General features: G+C 61.8%; 21 protein-coding genes and 1 pseudogene. 4 read left to right on the top strand and 18 right to left on the bottom strand.

The window, feature by feature from the left end; all coding sequences use genetic code 11:
* From pepN to E4P82_RS02095, 3 genes are all read right to left on the bottom strand, one after another.
* Positions 1–1,984, bottom strand: a 1,984-nt coding sequence (pepN, locus tag E4P82_RS02105; protein WP_169247347.1) for an aminopeptidase N, incomplete at its 3' end; no start/stop codon positions are given.
* Between the two features lie 73 nt (positions 1,985–2,057).
* Positions 2,058–2,603, bottom strand: a complete 546-nt coding sequence (locus E4P82_RS02100; protein ID WP_169247346.1) for a response regulator transcription factor — start codon at positions 2,601–2,603, stop codon at positions 2,058–2,060.
* Positions 2,600–3,835: an ATP-binding protein gene (locus E4P82_RS02095; protein WP_169247345.1), complete on the bottom strand. Its 1,236-nt coding sequence runs from the start codon at positions 3,833–3,835 to the stop codon at positions 2,600–2,602. Before E4P82_RS02095 ends, E4P82_RS02100 begins: the two co-directional genes overlap by 4 nt.
* Positions 3,836–3,985: 150 nt before the next feature.
* Between E4P82_RS02095 and E4P82_RS02090 the strand changes: the two genes are divergently transcribed.
* The gene (locus tag E4P82_RS02090) at positions 3,986–4,396 is read left to right on the top strand and encodes a CBS domain-containing protein (protein WP_169247344.1); all 411 of its coding nucleotides are present in this window, start codon (positions 3,986–3,988) and stop codon (positions 4,394–4,396) included.
* A 492-nt stretch (positions 4,397–4,888) separates the two neighbouring features.
* Here the strand turns inward: E4P82_RS02090 and E4P82_RS02085 are convergent, their stop codons facing one another.
* The 7 genes and pseudogenes from E4P82_RS02085 to E4P82_RS02060 all read right to left on the bottom strand — a co-directional run bounded on the left by E4P82_RS02085 (position 4,889) and on the right by E4P82_RS02060 (position 11,081).
* The gene (locus E4P82_RS02085; protein ID WP_169247343.1) at positions 4,889–6,427 is read right to left on the bottom strand and encodes an alkaline phosphatase D family protein; all 1,539 of its coding nucleotides are present in this window, start codon (positions 6,425–6,427) and stop codon (positions 4,889–4,891) included.
* A 65-nt stretch (positions 6,428–6,492) separates the two neighbouring features.
* Positions 6,493–6,652: pseudogene (locus E4P82_RS21685) on the bottom strand (IS5/IS1182 family transposase); the annotation flags it as partial.
* A gap of 28 nt (positions 6,653–6,680) precedes the next feature.
* The gene (locus tag E4P82_RS02080) at positions 6,681–6,869 is read right to left on the bottom strand and encodes a hypothetical protein (RefSeq protein WP_169247342.1); all 189 of its coding nucleotides are present in this window, start codon (positions 6,867–6,869) and stop codon (positions 6,681–6,683) included.
* Positions 6,845–6,919 (bottom strand): hypothetical protein, encoded by a 75-nt coding sequence (locus tag E4P82_RS23475; protein WP_169247353.1) that lies wholly within the window; start codon positions 6,917–6,919, stop codon positions 6,845–6,847. Before E4P82_RS23475 ends, E4P82_RS02080 begins: the two co-directional genes overlap by 25 nt.
* Before the next feature lie 57 nt (positions 6,920–6,976).
* Positions 6,977–7,810, bottom strand: a complete 834-nt coding sequence (locus E4P82_RS02070; RefSeq protein WP_169247341.1) for a MipA/OmpV family protein — start codon at positions 7,808–7,810, stop codon at positions 6,977–6,979.
* An 80-nt stretch (positions 7,811–7,890) separates the two neighbouring features.
* On the bottom strand, positions 7,891–9,933 hold the full coding sequence (locus tag E4P82_RS02065) for an alkyl/aryl-sulfatase (protein WP_420887054.1): 2,043 nt from the start codon (positions 9,931–9,933) through the stop codon (positions 7,891–7,893).
* Between the two features lie 434 nt (positions 9,934–10,367).
* Positions 10,368–11,081, bottom strand: a complete 714-nt coding sequence (locus E4P82_RS02060) for an outer membrane protein (protein ID WP_169247340.1) — start codon at positions 11,079–11,081, stop codon at positions 10,368–10,370.
* Positions 11,082–11,313: 232 nt separating this feature from the next.
* On the opposite strand from E4P82_RS02060, the gene E4P82_RS02055 reads away from it, so the two are divergent.
* Positions 11,314–13,149: a sensor histidine kinase gene (locus E4P82_RS02055; RefSeq protein WP_169247339.1), complete on the top strand. Its 1,836-nt coding sequence runs from the start codon at positions 11,314–11,316 to the stop codon at positions 13,147–13,149.
* Positions 13,146–13,766 (top strand): response regulator transcription factor, encoded by a 621-nt coding sequence (locus E4P82_RS02050; protein WP_169247338.1) that lies wholly within the window; start codon positions 13,146–13,148, stop codon positions 13,764–13,766. Before E4P82_RS02055 ends, E4P82_RS02050 begins: the two co-directional genes overlap by 4 nt.
* 68 nt (positions 13,767–13,834) lie before the next feature.
* Here E4P82_RS02050 and E4P82_RS02045 read toward each other — a convergent pair whose 3' ends face one another.
* From E4P82_RS02045 to parE, 7 genes are all read right to left on the bottom strand, one after another.
* Positions 13,835–14,557 (bottom strand): DUF4129 domain-containing transglutaminase family protein, encoded by a 723-nt coding sequence (locus E4P82_RS02045; protein WP_169247337.1) that lies wholly within the window; start codon positions 14,555–14,557, stop codon positions 13,835–13,837.
* Positions 14,524–15,855 carry a TgpA N-terminal domain-containing protein gene (locus E4P82_RS02040; RefSeq protein WP_169247336.1) on the bottom strand — a complete coding sequence of 444 codons (1,332 nt, stop codon included), beginning with the start codon at positions 15,853–15,855 and terminating at the stop codon, positions 14,524–14,526. Before E4P82_RS02040 ends, E4P82_RS02045 begins: the two co-directional genes overlap by 34 nt.
* Positions 15,856–15,868: 13 nt before the next feature.
* On the bottom strand, positions 15,869–16,831 hold the full coding sequence (locus tag E4P82_RS02035) for a DUF58 domain-containing protein (protein WP_169247335.1): 963 nt from the start codon (positions 16,829–16,831) through the stop codon (positions 15,869–15,871).
* A 12-nt stretch (positions 16,832–16,843) separates the two neighbouring features.
* Positions 16,844–17,776 (bottom strand): AAA family ATPase, encoded by a 933-nt coding sequence (locus E4P82_RS02030; protein WP_312913875.1) that lies wholly within the window; start codon positions 17,774–17,776, stop codon positions 16,844–16,846.
* 1 nt (position 17,777) lies between these two features.
* Entirely contained in the window at positions 17,778–18,302 is a 525-nt protein-coding gene (locus E4P82_RS02025; RefSeq protein WP_169247334.1) for a gamma carbonic anhydrase family protein, read from the bottom strand.
* Between the two features lie 265 nt (positions 18,303–18,567).
* The gene (locus tag E4P82_RS02020) at positions 18,568–19,023 is read right to left on the bottom strand and encodes a cache domain-containing protein (protein ID WP_169247333.1); all 456 of its coding nucleotides are present in this window, start codon (positions 19,021–19,023) and stop codon (positions 18,568–18,570) included.
* A gap of 213 nt (positions 19,024–19,236) precedes the next feature.
* Positions 19,237–21,126, bottom strand: a complete 1,890-nt coding sequence (gene parE, locus E4P82_RS02015) for a DNA topoisomerase IV subunit B (RefSeq protein ID WP_169247332.1) — start codon at positions 21,124–21,126, stop codon at positions 19,237–19,239.
* A gap of 363 nt (positions 21,127–21,489) precedes the next feature.
* Here parE and E4P82_RS02010 point away from each other — a divergent pair, with 363 nt between their 5' ends.
* Positions 21,490–21,840 carry an RNA recognition motif domain-containing protein gene (locus E4P82_RS02010; protein WP_169247331.1) on the top strand — a complete coding sequence of 117 codons (351 nt, stop codon included), beginning with the start codon at positions 21,490–21,492 and terminating at the stop codon, positions 21,838–21,840.
* 249 nt (positions 21,841–22,089) lie between these two features.
* Here the strand turns inward: E4P82_RS02010 and E4P82_RS02005 are convergent, their stop codons facing one another.
* The gene (locus E4P82_RS02005) at positions 22,090–23,271 is read right to left on the bottom strand and encodes a phosphoglycerate kinase (RefSeq protein WP_169247330.1); all 1,182 of its coding nucleotides are present in this window, start codon (positions 23,269–23,271) and stop codon (positions 22,090–22,092) included.
* Positions 23,272–23,277: the final 6 nt, after the last annotated feature.

Here is a 23,277-nt window from a genome sequence, read left to right as displayed (position 1 = left end):
GGTTTAACACAAGCTTTGGATTCTTATCGGCAAAATTTCTTTTCGCNTNAATGCCGTCCACATCCACCTCCTCCATCTGTTCGGCCAGATAGGTTTCGCCGGGCAGGGTCAACACCTGAGCCAACAGCGCCGGATCGGCCCCAGACTCCAGCGCTTGGCCAAAAGCGGCGCCGAACGATTCGGGCAACGTCCAGTTCCGCCCTTGGCGGCGATCCTCGACCAGGGCCAGGATGGTGCGCACCGCCAGCGTTTGGCCAGCATCCCAGCGGTTGAAATCATCGCTATCGCGGGCCAAGCGGAACCGCAGGTCCGCGTCGCTCTCGGCGCTGTTCAACCGGACCGGGGCGGAAAAACCGCGCAACAATGAGGGTACGGGCCGCGCCGGGACATTTTCGAACCGGAAGGTGTGCTCGGATTGGCGCAGTTCCAGCACTCGGGTCGTCCCGCGTGGCTCGTTCTCTCCCTCCAGTTGCAGCGGCAGATCGTGACCCGCCGCGTCCAGCAACCCCAGCGCCAGCGGAATGTGAAACGGTTCCTTGCTAGGTTGGCCCGGCGTCGGCGGGCAGGACTGGCGCACGGTCAGCGTATAAGTGCATGTCGTCGCGTCATGGCTATCGCTGACGGTCAGTTCCGGGGTACCGGCCTGATGGTACCAGCGCTTGAATTGGCTCAGATCGGCAGCGTTGGCATCGGCCATCGCCGCCACGAAATCGTCGCAGGTCACCGCCTGACCATCGTGGCGCTGGAAATAAAGATCCATGCCACGCCGGAACCCGTCCCGACCGAGCAAGGTCTCGATCATCCGAATCACCTCGGCACCCTTGTTGTAGATGGTGACGGTGTAGAAGTTGTTGATCTCGATATAGGAATCCGGTCGCACCGGATGCGCCATCGGCCCAGCGTCCTGTGGGAACTGGCTGGTGCGCAGCATCCGCACATCTTCGATGCGTTTGACCCCGCGCGAACCGAGATCGGAAGAAAACTCCTGATCGCGGAACACGGTCAGCCCTTCCTTGAGGCTGAGTTGGAACCAGTCGCGGCAGGTGACCCGATTACCGGTCCAGTTGTGGAAGTATTCGTGACCGATAACACCTAGGATGCCCTGATAGTCGGCGTCGGTGGCGATTTCCGGCTTGGCCAGCACATATTTGGTGTTGAAGATGTTGAGGCCCTTGTTCTCCATCGCCCCCATGTTGAAATCGCCGACCGCCACGATCTGATACAGATCCAGATCGTATTCCAGCCCGAAGCGCTGCTCGTCCCAAGCCATGGCGGCCTTGAGCGCATACATCGCATGCTCGCATTGATCGAGATTGTCCGGCTCGACGTAGATACGCAGCCTTACCTCGCGCCCGGAACGGGTGTTAAAGGTATCTTCGAGATGGCGGAGATGACCGGCAACCAGGGCAAACAGATAACAGGGCTTGGGAAAGGGATCATGCCAAGTGGCCCAGTGCCGGCCATCGTCCAACTCGCCTCCGTCCACCGGATTACCGTTGGACAGTAGCACCGGATAGCGCGTCTTGTCCGCCACCAGGGTGGTGGTAAAGACCGCCATTGCATCCGGCCGGTCGAGGAAGTAGGTGATCTTGCGGAACCCTTCCGCTTCGCACTGGGTACAGAAATTACCGCTGGATTGATACAAGCCTTCCAGCGAGATGTTGTCTTGCGGCCGGATGCGCGTCACCACCGTCAGCTCGAACGATGCCGGCGGGGCCAACAACGTCAGCCGCTCCTCCTCGACCCGATACCGGTCGGCCGCCAGTGGCACGCCGTCCAATTCCAGCGCGACCAGTTCCAACTGTTGACCGTCCAGCACCAATGGCGTGCCGGCCGAAGTGGCGTCGATGCGTTCGACCCGCAGGTGGGAACGTACCGTGGTGAAATCCTCGCCCAGTTCGAAACGCAGATCGATCATCGGCAGGCGATAGGCGGGTGGAGCGTAATCCTTGAGATAGGTAGTCTTGGGCGTCTTGGTCAGCATTGGCGAGCCGCTTCGTTAAGGTAGGAGGTTTAAGGTGGAAGCAGGAACCAAACCGTGCTCCCCCTTGGATGGGCTAGAACCGAACCGGCCGCTTGGCCAGCTTACGCTGCAAGGTGCGACGATGCATGCCCAACTGCCGGGCGGTGGCGGAGATGTTGCCATCATTATCGCGTAGAACTCGTTGAATGTGTTCCCATTCCAGACGATTTACGCTCAAGGGGCGCACGTTGACCGGTGTGCTGGGATCGCCCTCCGTGGTAACGAACGCCGCCAGCACCTGATCCGCGTCGGCGGGTTTGGCCAGATAATTTAACGCACCCAGTTTGATGGCCTCCACCGCCGTGGCGATGCTGGCATAGCCGGTCAGCACCACGATGCGCGTGTCGGGGTCGAGCGCCAGCAGGCTGGGGATCAGACCCAATCCCGAATCGCCGGCCAAGTTGAGATCCACGATGGCGTATTCCGGTGGTTCGATTCGTGCCTGTTGCAAGGCCGCCGCGCCGCTGTGTGCCATGGCCACGGCAAAACCGCGCCGGTTCAACGCAAGTCCCAGCACCCGACAGAACGTGGGATCGTCATCCACCAGCAGCAGGCTGGAGCGTTCGGCGGAAACCGTCATGCGGCCTCAAGCCGGTTAGGCAAATCGATACGGGTACGAGTTCCTCCTCGCGGATCGCGCGACAAGCTCACCCGCCCTCCCAATCGCTCCAAGGCGGCATTCGCGAGCAACAACCCGATGCCCATGCCGCCATCCTTGGTGGACAAGAACGCTTCACCAACACGATTCACCACCTCCGACGGGGGACCCGGTCCCCGATCGCAAATCTCGATTACGACCCGCCGCCGATCCCAGCGCCCCGCCAGTTCCACACCCTCGGGACAGGCGTCGGCCGCGTTGTTGAGCAGACTGATCAAGGTTTGGCCGATGGTTTGCGGCGAGACCACGGCCGGTGGTGGCAGCGGTCCCGCACAGTTGACCCGCAGTGGTACCCAGGGACGAAGCAGTTGCCAGCGGTCGCGCGTGCGCTCCAACAACACGTCCAGCGTTTGCGCGGCATCGCGGTCGGCCAATAGATCGGCGCCGCGCAGCAAATCGCCAAGAATGGATTTGCACGCCTCCACCTGTTGACGCAAGGTTCGCAAATCGGCGCCCAGCGCCGAATCTTCACCGTATTCGCGTTCCAGTTCCTTGGCCAATATGGCGATGGTGGACAGGGGTGTGCCTAGCTCGTGGGCCGCGCCGGCCCCGAACATGCCCAGAACCAGAATCTGCTCGTCGCGCAACGCTTTTTCCCGCAGGCGGGCCACCTCACGATCCCGATTGCGCAATGTCGCCGCCAACCGTGCCACGAAACCGGCGATGAGCAAGGCGCTGATCACGAACACCAGCCACATTCCCCACAGATGGGCGTGAAAGCCGGGACCGTGACCACTGAGCATGCCGGGCAAGGGCAGGTAACGAAACATCAGCGCCGTGTACACCGCCACCGTCACGCCCGCCATTGCCCAGACATAGCCGGCCGGCAACAGCGCCGCGCTCACGATCATGGGCAACAGCAGCATGGAAATGAATGGGTTACTAGCCCCACCACCGAAATACAACAGCATCGCCAAGGCCAGCACATCAAGCTGCAAACAGGCGAACAACTCCCAGGCCGCCACCGGCTTCAAAAGCCGGGACCGCAGACGCAAGGCAACGAAAGCCAATGCCATCAGCCCCAGAAACGACACGATGGACCACGGCGGCAACGGTTGCGGCGGCGTCAGCCCAAAATACAACCAGAGCAGCATGACGCCGGGTCCCAGGATCACCAGCAAGCGGAGTAACAACAGGCGTCGCAAATCGTCCATCTCAGAAGCTGTACAAAAACACCAAACCGTAAATCAACAGGTTATGCGTAAAAGTCCGTTTACGCATGATATTGGTCGAATACTACCGGAAGTTAATATCATATAATCAATATGTTAGTTTTTATACAGTCTCTCAAAACCGTGGAAATCATGATCAAGCGTGGAATCCGCATACTGCTGGTGTGCGACGCCGATGACAACATCATCGGCCTACTCACCAGTCGCGACATCGCCGGCGACAAACCTCACCGCATTCTGGCCAAGGCCGGCGGAGTCCGAGAAGATTTGCGAGTTTCCGACGTCATGACGCTCAGACCGAAACTGGAGCTGTTGTCGATGGAAGACATACAGCGCGCCCGGGTCGGCGACCTCATCGCGACCTTACGACAGGTCGATCGCCAACACGCGCTGGTGCCGGATCGTGATCCAGAAACTGGCAAGTCGGCGGTGCGCGGTATCTTCTCACCGTCGCAGATTAGCTTGCGGTTGGGGTTGAACATTGACCCATCGCGGCAAGCGACTCTATACGCCGACTTCGAAAACGCCGGAGGCACCTTATAGCCGTCGCCTTCTCGACTTCACGCCAACGGCGCTTTTCGTACCTTCCTGGACAGTGCCGTTTCCCATCGCTCGCCTTTGGCGTCACGACGATTTCATTGTAGCGGCTCCCCCACTCCTGAGAGATGCGACAATTTGTCGCATTCCCGTCCCGTTCTCCAAGGATTTAGCATGAATGGATCCCACGCAGCGACATTCCTTTCGTGATCCTATCCCAAACTTGCTCGATTCAGGAGAATTCGAATAGCCCCTCCCCGCCACCTTACAAGCGCAGGCTTTTCACGTCTCACCCATGGGCACTGGTAATGGTGGACTACCAGGAAGGATAGGGCTGGCGGACCAAGGTTCTGGGCAAGCATGGCCGAAAGGCAATGACGGCTTTCACCCCAATAGGCCAGCAGGGCACGGTCCAGGCGGTTTTTCCCGGCAAACATGGTGCCCCGCCCTTACCACCGGCTCCCGACGGCGGGCAACCAGATACCCAACAATCTGACCTTATTCGAGTATTTTATACCCGATGGGATGGATCACCTTGGTATAAGGTTGAGAGACATTTTCGACATGCCACTTGGCCCAGATGCGCCCGCTCTCGTCCGGTTCCAACGCTAGCCAGTTGCGGGTGCCGATGTAGTACGTGCGGGTACCGGGAAACGGCGTCATTTCGGAGGTGATGTCGCGATCATCAACATATTGCTTGCCCATCACGTTTTCCAAGAAAAACAGCATGACCCCTGGCGGTGCCGGGTGAACGATACCAGACGAAGTCAGTTGCGAGATGACTTGGGCCGAGCGATCACTCGCGCCATCGCGGCTACTAGTCACAATGCCGACCGCACCGACATGCACGTCGCCAGAAAGCAGCGTCACGCGGTACTTTCGCGCCTGGCTCAAGGCGAGCAGCCGATGGATGAAGCGCAAGCGCTCCTGCTTATGGGCCGGGCTGTTCCAGTGATCGCGAAGATCGTCTTCCAGCTCTTGCTGGCCAGGAAAAACGGACAGTGTCCGCTCGATGAGGGAAAAATCGGGATGCACCACGGGGATACTGGATAAGATCAGCAGATGGCGAGACCGATCATCGTTGGGCAAGGCATCGAGCCAGTCGTAGACCGCTTGCCAGTTCTCCGGGCCGATCACTTGGGAATCGTTGCGGTCGTTGCGCATGTCGAGCGCCAAGATCACCATCGCGTGATCGCGCTCCAGCTCGATCGTGCAGCCATGGGCGAATGATGTGCTGGCGGGTATCGCGAGAGGATGTCTTTCGTCTTTCGCCAATTGCAACTGGTAGAGGGCAAAGTAGTCGCGGGCTGCATTGAAGATGCCCTGATGCACCGCGCACCGCTGGAGTTCCGGGGAATAGGAGCCCCAGCCGTCGAAGATGTCGTGATCATCCCACATCATCAGAGTCGGGATACGCGCCAGCATGCTCGCCGGCTCCTTCTGGCCCCAGTTTTGAATATAGAGTTCGCTGTAGAACCGATCGACCTTTCGCGCCATATCGGCGGTGAATGAACGCTTGATGGCCTGCTCGACCGGCAACCCCGCCCACTCGCTCAACTCGGGGACCACCTCCCAAATCGAATCCGCGTAGACCTGATCACCGCCCATCATCAGCAGATGGTAGTGCCGCTCGGCATGCTTGGCGGCGAGATCCACCCACAACCGCTGGGGAACCTTGCAACTGTTTTTCACCTTCACGCTGGAGAAACCATTGCAGGAAGCGTAAGCGATATTAGGCATTGAACCTTGAGCCGGCACCCAGAATTCCGCAGAGGTCCCGAGGACCTCGTAGCGGATCTGCTGCTCCACATCCGTTTGCCGCACCGCGAAATCCCAGCGCCAAGCTCGCAGGCTCGGCTTGCCTTCCGGCATGGCCTTGAGCAGGGTCGCCGCGACGGATGTTTCAACCCCGCCAGCCGGCGTGAAAGTCAGCCGGTGCCTATCGGTTTGCGCATCGGTGACCAGCAACACCGACACCCACCACTCACCTTGTCGCTGCCCGCGAAATCCTAAAATCGGTCCCATCTTGATCGCCATCAGGGTTTCCTTAAGAGTGACTTATGGAGTTTTCGCCTATTTAGAAGCTGTCACAAAGAATATATCTAAAGAATATATCTTCTGAGCATGATGGAGTTGGAAGCGATGTAAACCATCGCTTCGGAGGACTTGGGGGGAATATGCGAAGTCCTTGGAAAGTCTTCGGTGCCATGCAAGCCATGCGAAGGTACGCTCGATGATCCAGCGTTTGGGCAGGACGACAAACTGGGGAACATCGGGTCGTTTGACGACTTCAAGGCAGTAGGCCGAATAGGGCCTTGACCCAGTCAATGACGCCCTGCTGGTAGCCACCATCCACGAAGCGTTTAAGCAGGTGGGGCAGGAGGATAAACAGGCGGATGAGCACGAGATGGCTGCCGCGTGTGTCGGAGATGCCACAGGAATGCGCAACGACCGTCAGGAGTTCGGCAACATCCGCCATGGGCAGCCGCTGCGCTCCACGTACCGGATCGTGTTATACAGGCTTCGCATCCGATGTTTGCGGGGCCGCCCGATGTGCTCGGGTTCGAAAAAAACGTTCGATGCCGCTTACCAAGCGTAGAGAGTACCCAAGCCGTAGATCCATTGGTTCTTCGACCCCTCCAGCGCGACCAGTGGGCTGTCCGCAGCGTCGCCGACCAGGCGCGAGTACATGACGCCAACACCCAAATGCCAGTGCAGACTCAACGAGAGCACGGCCGCGCCCCATCCGCGCACGTCGCGCGCGCCGCCCCCGGGGACATAGACTGGGAGGCCGCTCGCGAGCGAATCCGCCGGGGTCACCCCGAAATACTCCTTCATGTAATTGCCGCTGCCATAGGTGAAGGCGGCACCGCCGGCGAGGGTGACCATCCGGGCGACGGGTTGTGTCGCGTAGGCGTTGATCCCCGCCGTCCAGCCGTTGTCGACACCGCTGACATCCCCCAAGGCCCAGGCACCGACACCAGCCAACCTGCGGATCTCATCCGGGTCGTGCCAGACGTAGCCGCCGAAGAGGCCGAGGTTGATGGCATCGTCGATCTCGTGGACCTTGTTGACGACCGGATTCTCCACATCCTCGCGGCTGAGGCGCCATAGCGCGGCTGGGCCAAACTGCCAATTAGGGTTATCGAGCAGGTTGATGCGCGCCTCGTTGCCGAGCAGGCGCACGAAGCGCTCGCCTCCGAGTGAGAAGCGCCCGAACGGAGCGGCGCCGACATCGTAGTCGGCCGAGCCGAGGTAGTCGGGATAAGCACCCACCCCGACCCCAATGAAGTTGAGCTGCGGCACCTCCAGTGGAATCACGAGCTCCTCGGCTCGCACGCCCTGGCCAACGCCGCCGAACGCGCCGATCAACAGGGTCAGTACCCGCAAGGCTTGCTTCGATTTGATCGAGATTCGCATTTCATTGCTCCGCACGGAGAACAGGAACAAATATCACTTCTGGTGCCTTGATCTTAGCCGCGCCCCTAGTTGATCGTCCATCAGTCGACGTCGATGAGATCGCCCGGCAGCTCGAATGGCTTGGGGGAGGCAGCGTGCTGCTGCGGCGCCGTGCCCGGCAGGATCTCGAAGTCCGGCGTAAACGGCACCAGAATCGAGCGCAACTGGTCGAAGCCCGTGCGGTCGCCGTCGAACTTCGCCTTGCCGGCCTTGATCAGGTCGTCGAACGACGTCTGTCCCATCATCACTCCATTGAGGTCGGCACGGTTCACCGTGATGGTGAGGTCCGGGTTCTTCGCCTGGAAGCCCTTGATGGTGGTGAGCGTCGCGTTGCTCATCTCGACGGCGTACTGCTCGCCGTTGTCCGGCGTCACGAGGTTGATCGTGAACTTGAGCTCCTCGGCCTTCTTCGGGTCCATGCTGATGCCGATGAAGTCGAGCCACTGCTCGGTCGACATCGCGCGGACCACATCCGGGCCGGTGGAGCGGGGCGGGACGCCGCCCGGCAGGCCGTTGCGCAGCTCGTAGGCACCCTGCAGGAAGCTGTTGCGCACACTGGTGCTCTCCGCCTGGTAGCCGAGCTGCTCGAAGGTGTCGGCGAGAAGCCGCCTTGCAGCCTGGTTTTTCGGCTCGGCAAACACCAGCTTGTTGAGGATCTCGGTGGCGTAGAGATAGGCCCCCTCGTCATAGAGCTGCTGGGCGCGTGGGATGATCTTCTCGGCGCCGCCCATCATCTCCACATAGAGCGGGGCCGAGTCGGCGGGCGACAGCGGGATCAGGTTGGTCGGGTTGCCGTCGTAGTGCCCGAGAAAACGGTTGATCACGCCGCGCACGTTGTTCTGCACATCGCCGTGGTAGCTGCGCGCGGCCCACTGCTGCCGCAGGCTCTTCGGGACTTCGTAGACGTTCTGGATCTCGTTGATCGTCACGCCCAGGTTCGCGTAGTGGAGCGTCTGGTTGTTGAGATTGGCGTAGGCGTCGCGTTGTGCCCGCATCACCTCCTGGATGCGATCGTTGCCCCAGCGAGGCCAACTGTGCGAGGCGAACATCACCTCTGCTTCCTGGCCGAACTTGTAGAGCGCTTCGTTGATCTCCTTCGACCAGTTGAGCGCGTTGCGTACCGACGCGCCGCGGAGTGTGTAGATGTTGTGGATCGTTCCGGTAATGATCTCGGAGCCCCAGAACGCCTTGAACTGCGGGAAGTAGGTGTTCATCTCGACCGGTGCCTCGGTGTCCGGCGCGTTCTGGAACACCATCTTCACGCCGTCGACCGTCATCTCTTCGATGTCCTTGCCGATGATATGGTTCGGCGCGATGAGCCCAGTGTTGCCGTTGGCGATGTTCTTGCCAATCGCCTGGTCAACGTGGCCGAACGGATTGCGCTCCAGCAGCATGGAGTACTGCCATTGCAGGCGCCGCGACATCGCGTTGCCCGCGAAAACGTTCTCGGATATCGCCGCCTCAAGGAAGTGCTCGGGCGCGATCACCAACACCTTGCCGCTGGTGACGTCGGCCTCGTCGACCACGCCGCGCACGCCGCCGAAGTGATCGCCATGTGAGTGGGAGTACACGACCGCGACGACTGGCCGCTTGCCGAGCTTCTCGTTGATGAATTCGAGCGCCGCCCGCGCCGTCTCCTTGGCGGTCAGCGGATCGAAGACGATCCAGCCGGTGTCGCCCTTGATGAAGCTGATGTTGGCAAGATCGTAGCCACGCACCTGGTAGATATGCCCCGGCACGACTTCATACAGGCCGTAGGCCATGTTGAGAACGGCCTGGCGCTGCAGCGACGGGTTGATGGAGTCGAAGTCTTGGTCCTTCAGCAGCCACTGGTAGCTGCCCATGTCCCAGGCCACATGGCCGGCATCGGCCATGATCTTCGTGTATGGTGGCTCGGCGATGAAGCCTTTCTTCGCTTCCTCGAAGTCGCGCCGGTCCTCGAACGGCAGCGTGGCCTTGAGGCCCTTGCGCAACTCGATCGTGAATGTGGAAGGCACCTTGCCTTGCGGATCGAAATGCCCGCTGGGAGACGCGTTCGCGGCAGCCCGCGGTGGTTGGGCCTCCGGCGCGGGCTCGGTCGCCATTGGCTTGCCCGCCACCAGCCCCACCGGCATCACGTAGGGGATCTCCGACCAGAGGCGAACGGCGGAATCCAGATTCACGGACTGGAGGTCCTTCCACACATAGCCGAACCGTTGCGCGAACCAGTCCCTGTTGGCGAACAGGATCTGCCTGACGCAATCGGGGACCGTGACGTTGATCCCAGCCTGACGGATCTGGGCGCAGAGGCCGGAGAGGTGTTCCCCGCGCTGCAGGGTGAAGCTTTGCGCCTGGGTGGTGCTGGCAGGGGATTCGGCCCCGGACGCAACACCCGCCACGCCGGTGACGACGAGGAAGCCGAACATGATGACGGGTAGTCTGGCCTTCATTAAGCTTTTCCTCTCAAGGTGTATGGGAAGGATGCATCCGAGCCGGACGTAGAGGGCAGGAGCGGGTGAAGGTTCGTGCGGCCCGCGCATCAGAACCGTACCGTGAAGCCGAGCAGCGGGCCGTTCAAGTCGATCTCGACGTCGCGCCCGTCGATCGTCTTCTCGATGGCGACATAGCGCCACCCGCCCTGGACCGACCAGCGCTCGTTAAACTGATAGCCGAAGCTCCCGAATATCTGCCAGGTCAAGTCGGAGCCGGTCCGGAAACCGCCGATGTCGGCGAAGAACGTCGCGAACCACCGGTCGGTGATGTCGAAGCGCGCCCGCCCGCCGATCAGTGGATCGACCCAGGTCTCGCTCATCCCAAAGCGTTGACCCGTGAGCAGGCCCGGCGCGAGGGATAAGTCGAGGTTTACGGAGTTGACCCGGAAGCCGGCCATCAAGTCGACGGCGACCTGGCCGCTCTCGAAGACCCGATAGCCGGCGTATCCGCTCAGAAGCTTCGCTTCGGTTTCGATCTCCGCTCGCGAAAAGAGTATGCCGAGCGGGGTCGAGCGACTTTGCGAGAGGTCGGCGTAGAACAGGTCGGCGATCAGGCTCCAGCGACCGTTGCGCGCTTCGAACGCGCCCATGAAGGCAATATCGAGATCGGAGAGTACGTCTCCGATGCTTTTGTCGACTTCAACCGTTCCCCACGCCGTTTCGGCCGAACTCGTGAGGCCCGGCGTCCAGGCGTAGGGCGAGAGCGCGAAGCTCCAGCCGGCGTCCTGCGCCGCAACCGGCACGGACAACAGCGCGGTCATACTCAATGCGAAGAGCTTGATTCTTGGCGTCACGGGCGTTGGCTCGACGATTTTCGGGAGAGCGATCGCTGCTCAATCACTTGAAATCAGGGGCACCTTCACCGCAGTCAAGCTGGCCGATGTCCCGGCCCGATCGAGCGGTCGAATTTTAAGAGGTTACACAAGCCGCACGCCCGGTAAAATTGCACTTTGGTTCAATGCCCGGCGCAGCCGCCGGGGGCCTGGAGAGAGGATGGGTTGGATCACGATTCTCTATGTCATCATCGGGACACTGTCGGCAACGATCGCCGGCCTCTATCTCGGGGCCTGGCTCGTTCAGCGGGAGGCCTGGTCCTACCTGATGCTTGCGGTGCTGGAGGTCAGCATCGTCGGGGTCGCGGGGACGGAGCTGTGGATGATGCACGCCCAAACGCCAATGGACTATGCAACGGCGTTGCGTTGGTTCCAGGTCCCGATCTGGTCCGGCTTCGTCGCTCTGGTGGGCCTCGTGTATCTCCGCCTGCGGCCGCGCTTTCTGGTGCTGGGTTGGCTCGCCGTTGCCCTGCGCACCCTGGCCCTGGCGGCGGCCTTCGGCTCCGGGCCGAATCTGAACTACGCCGCGCTGACCGGAATCGAGCGCGTCAGTCTGCTGGGAGAGCCGGTCGCCATAGCCATCGGGGTCCCCAATCCCTGGATGGCGGTCGGTCAGGCGAGCTTGGTGTTGGCGATGCTGTTCATCATCGACTGCGGCATCAGTGCCTGGCGACGCGGAGAGGGCGCACGCTCGCTGGCGCTGGCGAGCGCCCTGCTGGTTATCGTCTTGATCGGCACCGTGCAGGTCGTCTCGGTGTTCTGGGGCTTCGTTCGAATGCCGATCCTGATCACGCCCTTGTTCCTGCTGCTCGCCTTGGTCATCGGCGCCGAGCTGAGCCTGGGGCTGCCGCGGGCCGCACGGGCAGAGCGCGACCTGCGCCTCAAGGACGCCGCCCTGGGCCTCAGCGAGCAACGCCTGAGCCTGGCGGCGGAGGCCGCCGATGTCGGGTTCTGGAGCCTCGACGCCCGATCGAAGGCCGTTTCGGCCACGCCCAAGACCCGGGAACTCTTCGGGCTGGCCCCCGACGGCGAGCTGGCCCTGGCCGACTTCCTGAAGCAGGTGCATCCTCGAGACCGGGCATGCCTGGAGCAACTGGTGGAAGCGGCGCTGGGCACCAACGAACGATACCGTGCCGAGTTTCGGGTTCTCGACGCTGATGGCGGCACCCGCTGGCTTGCCTCCCTGGGGCGCGGTGTCGGCGAGAGCGACGGGACTTCGAGAACCCTGATGGGGGTGAGCGTCGACATCACGGCACGCATGGACCAGTTCGACAACATTTGCCGTCAACGGACACGGCTTGAGCGCCTGTCCAGGGCGGAAACCGCAGCCGAGCTTTCCGCCGCCCTCGCCCACGAACTGAACCAACCGCTGGGCACGATCCTGGCCAACGCCGAGGCGGCCCAGGCTCTCTTGAATGGAGACTCGCCGGACCTGGACGAGCTGCGGGAGATCCTGGCGGACATCGCGAGCGCGGATCACCGCGCGGCCGAGGTGATTCGCCACCTGCGCGCACTCGTCGATCGCGGCGAACCCCAACGTGAGCCACTGCGGCTCGACGACGCGATCGTGCGGGTACTCGAATTGCTCGGCAACGAGATCGACGACCTGGGGGTGCGGGTGGATTTGAGCTTGAGCCCGGGTCTGCCTCCGGTGCAGGCGGACCGTATCCTGATCGAGCAGGTCCTGGTCAATCTCGTCGACAACGCCTGCGCCGCGGTGGCCGAGAACCCCGCCGGCCAGCGTCGGATCTCGGTGACCGCCCGGGCGGATGCGCAAGGCATCACCGTCGCGATCGCGGACAATGGCTGCGGACTACCGGATCCGCAGCGCATCTTCGACGCGCTCTACACCACCAAACCCGGAGGGCTCGGCCTGGGTCTGGCCATCGTGCGCTCCATTCTGAGCAGCCATGGGGGACGGGTCTGGGCCGAGCCGACACCCCCGCGTGGAGCCACGATCGCCTTTTCGCTGCCGAGCGGCGGGGCCGCGTCGTGAGCGACGAACCGGTAGTCTACCTGCTCGACGACGAGCCGGAGATGCGCAAAGCCCTGACCCGACTGCTGCGTGCCCAGGGACTTGCGGTGCAGTCCTTTGCCAGCGCGCGGGAGCTGCTCGCCCAAGCGCCCCCCAAAGGTCCTGCCTGTCTCGTCCTGGATGTGGCGATGCCCGAGATGGATGGCCTACAGGTTCAGGAGCGGCTGCGCGAGCGGGGCGTCGATCTGCCCATCGTGTTCCTCAGCGGTCGCGGCGACATTCCGATGAGCGTGCGCGCACTCAAGGCCGGGGCCGAGGACTTTCTGACCAAGCCGGTCGATGGGGCGGACCTGCTGCGGGCGATCCGCGCCGCGCTACAGCGCGGCGCGGACCGGCGAGCGAAGAGCGATGACCTGGCGGACCTGCGCAAGCGCCTGGCATTACTGACACCACGGGAGCGCGAGGTGCTCGGCCACGTCATCGCCGGGAAGCTGAACAAGCAGATCGCCGCAGCGCTGGGCACCGGCGAGCAGAACGTCAAGGTCCACCGGGGGCGCCTGATGCGCAAGCTAGGTCTCAAGTCGGTGGCGGATCTGGTGCGGGCCGCCGAGCGGCTGGGCCTACCGCCCGAAGGCTGAGGCCCTCGCCTTCCTACCGCCGATCGCCAGATCCATGGCGGAATGAAATGAATTTGATCGTTGACCGCTCACCGGGGCGTTCGAACTCGAAACCGCCCTGCCCGCCATTGCAGTTGGCGCACATCGGCCGGCGAGCCCGTCGGTCCATAGCGTAGGGCGGCGTAAAGCCGACCGATCTCCCGCACCGAAGCGGCTAGTTCCGGTCGGCTGGCGGCCACTCGCTCGGTGAAATCCAGCGGCCCCTCGTGTGGGCCGCGCGCCAAGCCGCGCCGGGCCAACCGGGCGCAGAATCGCTGCCAAGCCCGCGCCACCGGGTCGCGGGTGCCGCGCCGGCGCCAGCGCCAGCCGATGACCAGCAGGCCGAACCCACCCAGGGTCACGGTCATCGCCACCGTCATCTCGGCCCAATCCACCGGCCCAAAACCGAGTCCCGACAAAAACTCCTTTTGTCGGTCGGGACCGTAGGCCAGCACCCATTCGTTCCAACTGTTGTTCAACGCATCCCAGCTCAGCGCCAGTTGCCGCAGCCACTCGTACTCACCCCCGCCCCCGCGCCGCGCCAGAAACGGCAACAGCCCCGGATCGGCCACCGCGGCGTACAATCCGTCCCGCACCCGGCTGGGCGCCACCGCCGCCGTCGGATCGACCCGCGCCCAACCGCGCTCCGCCAGCCAGACTTCGGCCCAGGCATGCGCGTCGGACTGGCGTACGATGAAATACCCGCCCAGATCGTTCGCTTCCCCGCCCTGATAACCGGTCACCACCCGCGCCGGCACCCCGGTCGCCCGCATGAGAAAGACAAAGGCGCTGGCGTAATGCTCGCAAAAGCCTGGCGGGTCCGAAACAGGAAATCGTCCACGCTGTCGGCGCCCAGCAGCGGTGGCGTCAGGGTGTAGTAAAACGCCTGTTCCCGAAACAACGCCAGTGCCGCGCCGACCCGGTCCTCGGGGCGGGTCATGCGCTCGCGCCACTGTACCGCCAGCGCCCTGGCGCGGGGATTGCCGCGCTCCGGCAGTTGCAAGCCACGAAACCGTTCCGCCGCCGTCAGTTCGCCGGTACGATAGTTCGGATAAGACCGCATCTCGTAACGGTACACCTCGTTGATCGGCTGATCGCGCAACAGTTGAAACGAGGCAGTCATACCGGTGCGCGGCGGCAAGCGGGCGGGCAGGTCCAGCGCAAACAGCCAGCGCCGATTGCTCGGTTCCAGAATGACCGAATAATCCACCGCCGCCCCTTCCGCCACGAAGGAGGTGGGAGTATTCGCGGGCAACTCCTCGTGGCGGGTCCAGCGGCGGCCATCGAAACGCCACAAGACCGGCCCGCGCCAGTAGCGCTGGTTCGGTGGCGGCGTGGCACCGGCGAACCGTGCCCGAAACGCCACCGTATCGGATCGAACCAGCTCGCTGACCGTGCCGGGCATCATCTCGTCGGACAGACCGGTGCGCCCCTTGTAGGCATCCTTGGGCAGACCCCATAGCGGGCCGGGGATGCGGGGAAACAAGATGAACAGAACCAACATGACCGGAATGGCTTGCAGCACCATCATGCCAGCCAGTCGCAACGGGGCCACTCCCCGTAAACCGGCGTGTGGGCGATGAATCAGGGTCTGCGCCGCCAGCATGACGAGCACCGCCGCGAACAGATAGGCCACCATCGGGATTTCCTGGCTGTAGAGCAGATTGCTCATCACCAGCAGGTAACCCAGGAACACCAGCACCACACCGTCCCGCAGCACACGCGTTTCCAATAGCTTGCAGGCAGTCATCGCGACCATCAACGCCACCCCGGCATCCCGGCCGAATAGGGTCCGGTAGTCGATCAGTACCCCGGCACCGGCCAGCAGCGCCAGCAGCAGCAGCAACCAGCGCGGCGGCAGCGATTTGCCGCGCAGCGCGATGAATCCGCGCCAGCCAACCACCGTGGCGAACAGGACGCTCAGCCAAATCGGCAGTTCGGAAGCATGTGGTGCCGCCGCCAGCACCAATGCCGCCAACAGCCAAGCCAGCGCCGACCGGGTCAGCGGCTCTTCCGGCAGTTTGGCCGCTTTCGCTCGTTCCGGCCGGTTTTTCCGCCAGCTCCAGGGCATGATCGACCTCTCTCTACCCATCGCCACCGACGAACAGCGCCAGGGCTTCCAAACAGCGGCGGCGCTGGATCTCGCCGGACGCGGGCGGAATTTCCCGGCCAGGCAGGCGCAAGCCGTACTCGCACCCTTCCCCTTCCGCCTTCAATACCCACTGACACAATTGCTCCAGACGCGGCTCGATCGGCTCCATCCCCAACAGCCGCCAATCCAACCACAGCTCCGGCCGGGCCTGATCGGTGAAGCGCTTGACCAGCAGGCGATCGGTGCGGGCCGCAGCCCGCCAGGCGATCCGGCGCGGCGAGTCGCCGGGCGAGTAAGGTCGGAAACCGGCGTAATCCTCGCTGCCTGTCCCCTGCTCGCCCATACCGCTGCCGGTGCCGCCCGCCATCGCCGCCGGCAGCGACCGCCCACCGCGAGGTTGGGGATAAACCAAACAATCCTGTTCGAACTCCACCCAACTCCATGCTTGCAACAAGCCGAGGGGAAACCGGGTCAGCACGCGCAACCGGCCCGGCCGCAACCGACCACGACGTTCGGCGGGAACAGCCAGAATCACGGTCGTCGAACCCCGTGCCGGCACATCCGCATAACGGGGCGATCGATCCCGCCATTGCAATGCGACACCATGGCGCGGCCCGGTATCGGGATTGTCCAGTCGGTAGCCGAACTGGGCGTCCTGCCCCGCGAACACCGGCTCGGCGCCACTCGGCTGAATCACCAGATCCAACAAATTATTGTGCGCCCGCCACATGCTGTTCAGCGCCACCGCCGACAACAGAAAGGTGAAGGCGAAACCCATGCTGTTGCTGTAGTTGATCGACCACAGAAACAGCAGCAGCAACAGCAGGGCGAATGCATAACCCTGGCGGGTCGGCAGAATGTAGATGCGGCGGCGATCCAGTCGAACCGGCTGACGAGCTGGCCGCTGGCCGCGCGTTACCCAAGCTTCGAAGCGTTGCCGCAACGCCCTGAACATGGCGGCCGAACCTCAGGCCGGCACCGCCACGGCATCCAGCAACTGCCCGACCAGAGCGGCGGGCGACTGCTCCAGATGATCGTCGCTGGGATGCAGGCGATGGCCCACCACCGCCGGCAGCACCGCTTGCACGTCTTCCGGCAGCACATGGCCGCGACGGTGCAGCAATGCCCAGGCCCGCGCCGCTCGCAACAACCCCAATCCGGCGCGCGGTGATAGTCCGCTGCGGAAACGACTGCTCTGGCGGGAAAACGCCAGTAATGCCTGCACGTAATCCAACAGCGGCGCCGCGATATGCACACCGGCCAACCGCCCCTGCAACTCGTGCAATTGCGCCGGTGTCATGCAAACCGGCAGCCGGGCCAGAATCTCGCGACGGTCCTCGCCTTCCAGCAACGCCCGTTCCGCCTGCACATCGGGATAGCCTAGCGCGATCCGCATCAGGAACCGGTCGAGCTGGGATTCCGGCAAGGGGAAGGTACCGATCTGGTAGGCGGGATTCTGGGTGGCGATCACGAAAAACGGTTCCGGCAACTGGCGGGTCTCGCCCTCGATGGTAACCTGCCCCTCCTCCATCGCCTCCAACAGGGCGCTTTGCGTTTTGGGGGTGGCGCGGTTGATCTCGTCGGCCAGGATCAGTTGCGCGAAAATCGGCCCAGGATGGAACACGAAGGTCTCGCGCTGGCGTTCGTACACCGCCGCGCCGAGGATGTCCGCCGGCAACAGGTCGCTGGTGAACTGGATGCGCTGGTATTGCAAACCCAGACAGCGCGCCAGCGCATGGGCCAGGGTGGTCTTGCCCATGCCGGGCAAGTCTTCGATCAGCAGGTGGCCACGCGCCAGCAGGCAACTCAGCGCCAAGCGGATGGCGCGCTCCTTGCCGAGAATGGTGGAACCAACTTGCTGGATCGCCAGATCCAAGCGATCTTCCAGAACGGCACTCACCTTAGTCCTGCCGGCGCAGGTCGCGCTGAAAGCGTTTGAAATTTTCCACGTAGCGGGTGGCGGACAAGCGCATGCCTTCGATTTCCCGGTCCGTCAGCATGCGCACGACCTTGCCCGGCGCACCCTTCACCAGCGAGCCGTCCGGGATGGTCTGACCCTCGGTGATCAGGCTGTTGGCGCCGATCAGGCAATTCTTGCCGATGACCGCCCGGTTCATGATCAGGCTCTTGATGCCGATCAAGCTGTTGTCGCCGACGATACAACCGTGCAGCATCGCCAGATGGCCGACGGTGACGTCGCGGCCGATGGTCAGCAAAATACCGGGGTCGGTATGGAGGATCGAGCCGTCCTGAACATTGGAGTTTTCGCCGATGGTGATGACATCGTTGTCGCCGCGCACCACGGCGTTGAACCAGATGCTGGCGTTCTGCTTGAGCACCACCGAACCGATGACGGTCGCATTATCGGCGATGAACCAGTCCTCGCCGTGAAATTCGACCCTGCGGTCGCCGAGGGAATAGATCACCGGATCCTCCTGATATTGTGAGGGGGACTTGAGATAGCCGGAGCAGTATAAACGAGATCGGCTGGCAGGCGGCGATACCGGTGAGAAAACCGCCACGGGGGACTCAGAGACCCTATAAAATCAATCCATTAATTATGCAGGCAAAATCAGCCAAAATGGATCGTGGGTCGGATTGCAGGTCGGGACACTCGAAGCGAAATCAAAAATGCCGAACCCCGGATGGAGTTCGGCTTGGGCAGGATAATAACAAACTTTCAATCCGGCATTAGGGCTTGTAATAACCCACGGCGCAGATCTGATCGCCTATCTTGGCGACGTAAGCCACTTTTTCGGAAGGTTTTTCCTCACCTGGGCGCGGCCACATGTAGGCCACTTCGACAATTTCGCCCTCTTTCGCTCCCTTGTAAATCTCTTCACCCAGCGGCTTGTTGGTCTTGTCTTTTAGGTCCTTCAAACTCTTGCCGACCAGCTTGGGATGAGCGGTAAAATTACCATCGGGACCGCCACAGAAGACGTATAAATCTTTCTCCTTAAATCCGCCTTCACCCTTGTTGAACATCTCCAGAGCCTTGGCCTCGTCCGCCTGTACCGCGGCGACCGCTTTTTCCAGCATCATCTTGGCTTCTTCGGGAGTGCCGAAGTCAGTACCGGCGGCCCAAACAGTGCTGGAGAGCCCCATGGCACAGGACGCGGCTAAACCCATCAGTAATTTCTTGTTCATCAATACAACCTCCTTTGTGTTTATGCATTATCGCTGTGATTTTCAGGCTTACATCGCGGCGTTCGGGGAACGCAACGCCCCTAGAATGTAGACGCTGGTTCCGGGAGTCACAAGACCACGGGACACAAAGTAATCACATTCCTTGCTGTTTTTATCTTGCTGGCAGGTCGACATGGCTGCGCGAATGCTGACGGGGTCATCGCTCGGACCGGTTTAAATTTCCGCCAGGTTGCCTTTTTCCTCCAGCCAGTTCTTGCGATCCCCAGCGCGCTTCTTGGCCAGCAGCATATCCATCAGCGCCAGGGTTTCATCGCCGGTCTCCAGGGTCAGTCGCACCAACCGACGGGTGGTGGGATCCATGGTGGTTTCCCGCAGTTGCAGCGGGTTCATCTCGCCCAAGCCCTTGAAGCGGGTGACGCTGACCTTGCCCTTCTTCTTCTCGGCGGCGATACGGTCGAGAAAACCCTGCTTTTCCGCCTCGTCCAGAGCATAGAACACCTCCTTGCCGACATCGATCCGAAACAATGGCGGCATGGCGACATGGACGTGGCCGGCTTCCACCAGTGGGCGGAAATGTCGCACGAACAACGCGCACAGCAAGGTCGCGATGTGCAGACCGTCGGAATCGGCATCGGCGAGAATGCAGATCTTGCCGTAGCGCAAACCTTTCAGATCCCCGGAACCGGGGTCCACGCCGATCGCCACGGCGATGTCGTGCACCTCCTGCGACGCCATCACTTCGGCGGAGTCCACCTCCCAAGTATTGAGAATCTTGCCACGTAGCGGCATCACCGCCTGAAACTCGCGGCTACGAGCCTGTTTGGTGGAACCGCCGGCGGAGTCGCCCTCGACCAGAAACAGCTCGGTGCGCCCCAAATCCTGGGCGGTGCAATCGGCCAGCTTGCCGGGCAGCGCCGGACCGCTGGTGACCTGCTTGCGCACCACCTTGCGGCTGGCGCGCAAGCGTTTGTGCGCGTTGGCCAATGCCAGTTGGGCGATGCGTTCGCCGGTTTCGGGATGCTGGTTCAGCCACAAGCTCAGCGCATCCTTGACCACTCCGGCCACGAACACCGCGCATTCGCGCGAGGACAAGCGTTCCTTGGTCTGGCCGGAAAACTGCGGGTCCCGCAGCTTGACCGACAACACGTAACAGCAACCTTCCCAGATGTCTTCCGGGGCAATCCGCAGCCCGCGCGGCACCAGGTTGCGAAACTCGCAGAACTCGCGCATCGCATCGGTCAATCCGGCGCGCAAACCGTTGACGTGGGTACCGCCTTGCGCGGTCGGGATCAAGTTGACGTAGCTTTCCGCCACCGGCTCGCCGCCATCCGGCAGCCAGGTCAAGGCCCAGTCGGCGGCCTCGCGCTCGCTACCGACACGGCCGACGAACGGCGGATCGGGCAACGGTACCGCCGTCCCCAACGCCTCCCGGAGATAGTCGGTCAGACCGTCCTGATAGCACCAGACCAGTTGTTCGCCGGCGGCCTCGTCGGTAAAGCCCACCTTCAGACCGGAACACAGCACCGCCTTGGCGCGCAGTACGTGCTTGAGCCGAGGCACGGAGAATTTAGGTGAATCGAAATAGCGCGGGTCCGGCCAGAACCGCACGGTGGTGCCTGTATTTCGCCGAGGAACCGTGCCGACCTCCTCCAGCTCGGACATCTTGTCGCCGCCGGCGAAGGCCATGTTGTATTCCCGGCCGTTGCGTTTGACCCAGACTTCGAGATGACTGGACAACGCGTTCACCACTGAAACGCCGACGCCGTGTAACCCGCCGGAGAAATGGTAGTTACGGTCGGAAAATTTACCGCCAGCGTGCAGGCGAGTCAGAATCAGCTCGACGCCGGGAATGCCTTCCTCCGGATGAATGTCCACCGGCATACCGCGCCCGTCGTCTTCAATCGACAACGAACCGTCGGCATGTAGTGTCACCATTACCGTACTGGCATGGCCGGCGATAGCCTCGTCCACGCTGTTGTCGATGACTTCCTGCGCCAGATGGTTGGGCCGGGTGGTATCGGTGTACATGCCCGGCCGTTTGCGGACCGGATCCAAACCGCTGAGGACCTCTATCGCGGCGGCATCATAACTGGTTGCGTTCATTAGCAAAAAAACTTCCGGCTTGGCTTGATGGCTCTTTTGGGAATCTGGATTAATCCGCAAAAGCGGGTGACGCGCGGCAACCCGGCGGTGACCGGTTAAAGTAGCGGTAACGGAATCCACCGGTTTTGGGCATAAGGTAACATGGCAACCATGCCCCAAATAGCATGCGCCAACGCAAAATCGTGCTATCCGCCCACATGCGATACCTACCAGCCGATACCCGAAATAAAGCGATGGGCAATCGAGCGGGGAAAGTTGAGAATTGACTCAGCATAAGCCCCATGTAAAACTGCCAACTTGTACTTGGCATGTCTGATGTTTTGTCTGTTGTTTTTTGGTGAAACTTATTGAGGAGTCTTTCAATTGGGCAAGAAGTTATATGTTGGAAATTTGAGCTATAGCATCGGTAACAGTGAGCTGGAGCGCCTGTTCGAGGCACACGGCGCGGTGCGTTCGGCTCAAGTCATCACGGATCGCGATACCGGACGATCCAAGGGGTTCGGCTTTGTGGAGATGGGTAGCGACCAGGAAGCGCAAACGGCTATTGCCGCCCTCAATGGCAAGGAGGTCGAAGGCCGCGCTCTGACCGTCAACGAGGCACGCCCGCAACAAAGCAGTGGCGGTGGCGGTTACGGCGGTGGCGGCTACGGCGGCGGAAAACGTGGCGGTGGCGGTGGCGGCTACGGCGGTGGTGGCGGCGGTCGTCGGTACTAACGGTCGATCCCATACGTCCCAATTGGAAGCTTCCTCATCATGCGGGCCACCGCGACCAAATAGTGCATTCAACAGGACGCATCGGAACATCAGCGGCTTGCAAACCGTTTCCTAAGTTTTTGATTTGATAGTTCGCGCCGGTTTTTCCCCACCGGCGCTGCTTTGTAAGACCCATCATCAAGTTCCTCGCCGCAACGAAAAACGGGCGAATAAACAACCGCCCGTTTTCCTTAAAAAAACCTTCGAGCTTCAGTCGTTCGCCCGCGACTCCAACATGGCGACGGCGGGTAGCACCTTGCCTTCCAGGAATTCCAGGAACGCACCGCCAGCGGTGGAGATATAAGACACCTTGTCGTAGATGTCATACTTTTGGATCGCGGCGATGGTGTCGCCACCACCGGCCAGGGTGAAGGCCTTGGTGTTCGCAATCGCCATGGCGACCGTCTTGGTACCCTCGCCGAACTGGTCGAATTCGAACACGCCGACCGGGCCGTTCCACACCACCGTGCCGGCCTTCATGATGATGTCGGCCAATTCCTGGGCGCTCTTCGGACCGATATCAAAGATCATGTCGTCGTCGCTGACCGCACCCGCGTCTTTCAACACCGCCGGTTCGGCAGCATCGAACTTCTTGCCGCAGACAACATCCACCGCGATCGGAATATTCGCGCCGCGCGCTTTCATTTTCTCCAGCAGTGCCTGCGACGTCGACACCAAATCGTCCTCGCACAACGACTTGCCGACATTCTTGCCGACAGCTTTGAGGAAGGTGTTGGCGATGCCGCCGCCAACCACCAGCTGATCGACCTTCTCGGACAAGCTTTCCAACACGGTCAGCTTGGTCGAAACCTTGGAGCCACCGACGATGGCGACCAACGGCCGGGCGGGCTTGGCCAGCGCCTTAGTCAAGGCATCGAGTTCCTCGGTCAGCAGAATGCCGGCGCAGGCGACCGGCGCGAACTTGGCGACACCGTGAGTCGAGGCTTCGGCGCGATGGGCGGTGCCGAAAGCATCCATGACGAACACGTCGCAGAGCGCTGCGTACTTCTTCGCCGTTTCCTCGACGTTCTTCTTTTCGCCCTTGTTGACGCGGCAGTTCTCCAACAGCACCACTTCGCCGTCGGCGACTTCAAAGCCGCCATTGACCCAGTCGCGGATCACTCGTACTGGCTTACCCAGCTTGGCGGACATCACCTCGGCCACTGGATTGAGCGAATCTTCCTCCTTGAACTCGCCTTCGGTCGGACGCCCCAAGTGCGAGGTCACCATCACCTTGGCACCGGCCTTCATGGCAAATTCAATGGTGGGCATCGAAGCAGTGATGCGAGCGTCGGACGTCACTTTGCCACTTTTGACGGGAACATTCAGATCAGAACGGATGAATACCCGCTTGCCAGCGAGATCCAGATCGGTCATGCGTTTAAAATTCATATTCGC

Source organism: Candidatus Competibacter phosphatis, from assembly GCF_012939995.1.
In the GTDB taxonomy this organism is placed as follows: domain Bacteria; phylum Pseudomonadota; class Gammaproteobacteria; order Competibacterales; family Competibacteraceae; genus Competibacter; species Competibacter phosphatis.
This window is presented reverse-complemented; position numbering and strand designations above follow the sequence as displayed.

Coding starts and splice junctions, on each gene's coding strand:
- E4P82_RS02100 (WP_169247346.1), bottom strand. CDS start 2,603: ATGACGGTTTCCGCCGAACGCTCCAGCCTGCTGCTGGTGGATGACGAT.
- E4P82_RS02095 (WP_169247345.1), bottom strand. CDS start 3,835: ATGGACGATTTGCGACGCCTGTTGTTACTCCGCTTGCTGGTGATCCTG.
- E4P82_RS02090 (WP_169247344.1), top strand. CDS start 3,986: ATGATCAAGCGTGGAATCCGCATACTGCTGGTGTGCGACGCCGATGAC.
- E4P82_RS02085 (WP_169247343.1), bottom strand. CDS start 6,427: ATGGCGATCAAGATGGGACCGATTTTAGGATTTCGCGGGCAGCGACAA.
- E4P82_RS02080 (WP_169247342.1), bottom strand. CDS start 6,869: ATGGCGGATGTTGCCGAACTCCTGACGGTCGTTGCGCATTCCTGTGGC.
- E4P82_RS02070 (WP_169247341.1), bottom strand. CDS start 7,810: ATGCGAATCTCGATCAAATCGAAGCAAGCCTTGCGGGTACTGACCCTG.
- E4P82_RS02065 (WP_420887054.1), bottom strand. CDS start 9,933: ATGGCGACCGAGCCCGCGCCGGAGGCCCAACCACCGCGGGCTGCCGCG.
- E4P82_RS02060 (WP_169247340.1), bottom strand. CDS start 11,081: ATGACCGCGCTGTTGTCCGTGCCGGTTGCGGCGCAGGACGCCGGCTGG.
- E4P82_RS02055 (WP_169247339.1), top strand. CDS start 11,314: ATGGGTTGGATCACGATTCTCTATGTCATCATCGGGACACTGTCGGCA.
- E4P82_RS02045 (WP_169247337.1), bottom strand. CDS start 14,557: ATGCGGGCGACCGGGGTGCCGGCGCGGGTGGTGACCGGTTATCAGGGC.
- E4P82_RS02040 (WP_169247336.1), bottom strand. CDS start 15,855: ATGCCCTGGAGCTGGCGGAAAAACCGGCCGGAACGAGCGAAAGCGGCC.
- E4P82_RS02035 (WP_169247335.1), bottom strand. CDS start 16,831: ATGTTCAGGGCGTTGCGGCAACGCTTCGAAGCTTGGGTAACGCGCGGC.
- E4P82_RS02020 (WP_169247333.1), bottom strand. CDS start 19,023: ATGAACAAGAAATTACTGATGGGTTTAGCCGCGTCCTGTGCCATGGGG.
- parE (WP_169247332.1), bottom strand. CDS start 21,126: ATGAACGCAACCAGTTATGATGCCGCCGCGATAGAGGTCCTCAGCGGT.
- E4P82_RS02005 (WP_169247330.1), bottom strand. CDS start 23,271: ATGAATTTTAAACGCATGACCGATCTGGATCTCGCTGGCAAGCGGGTA.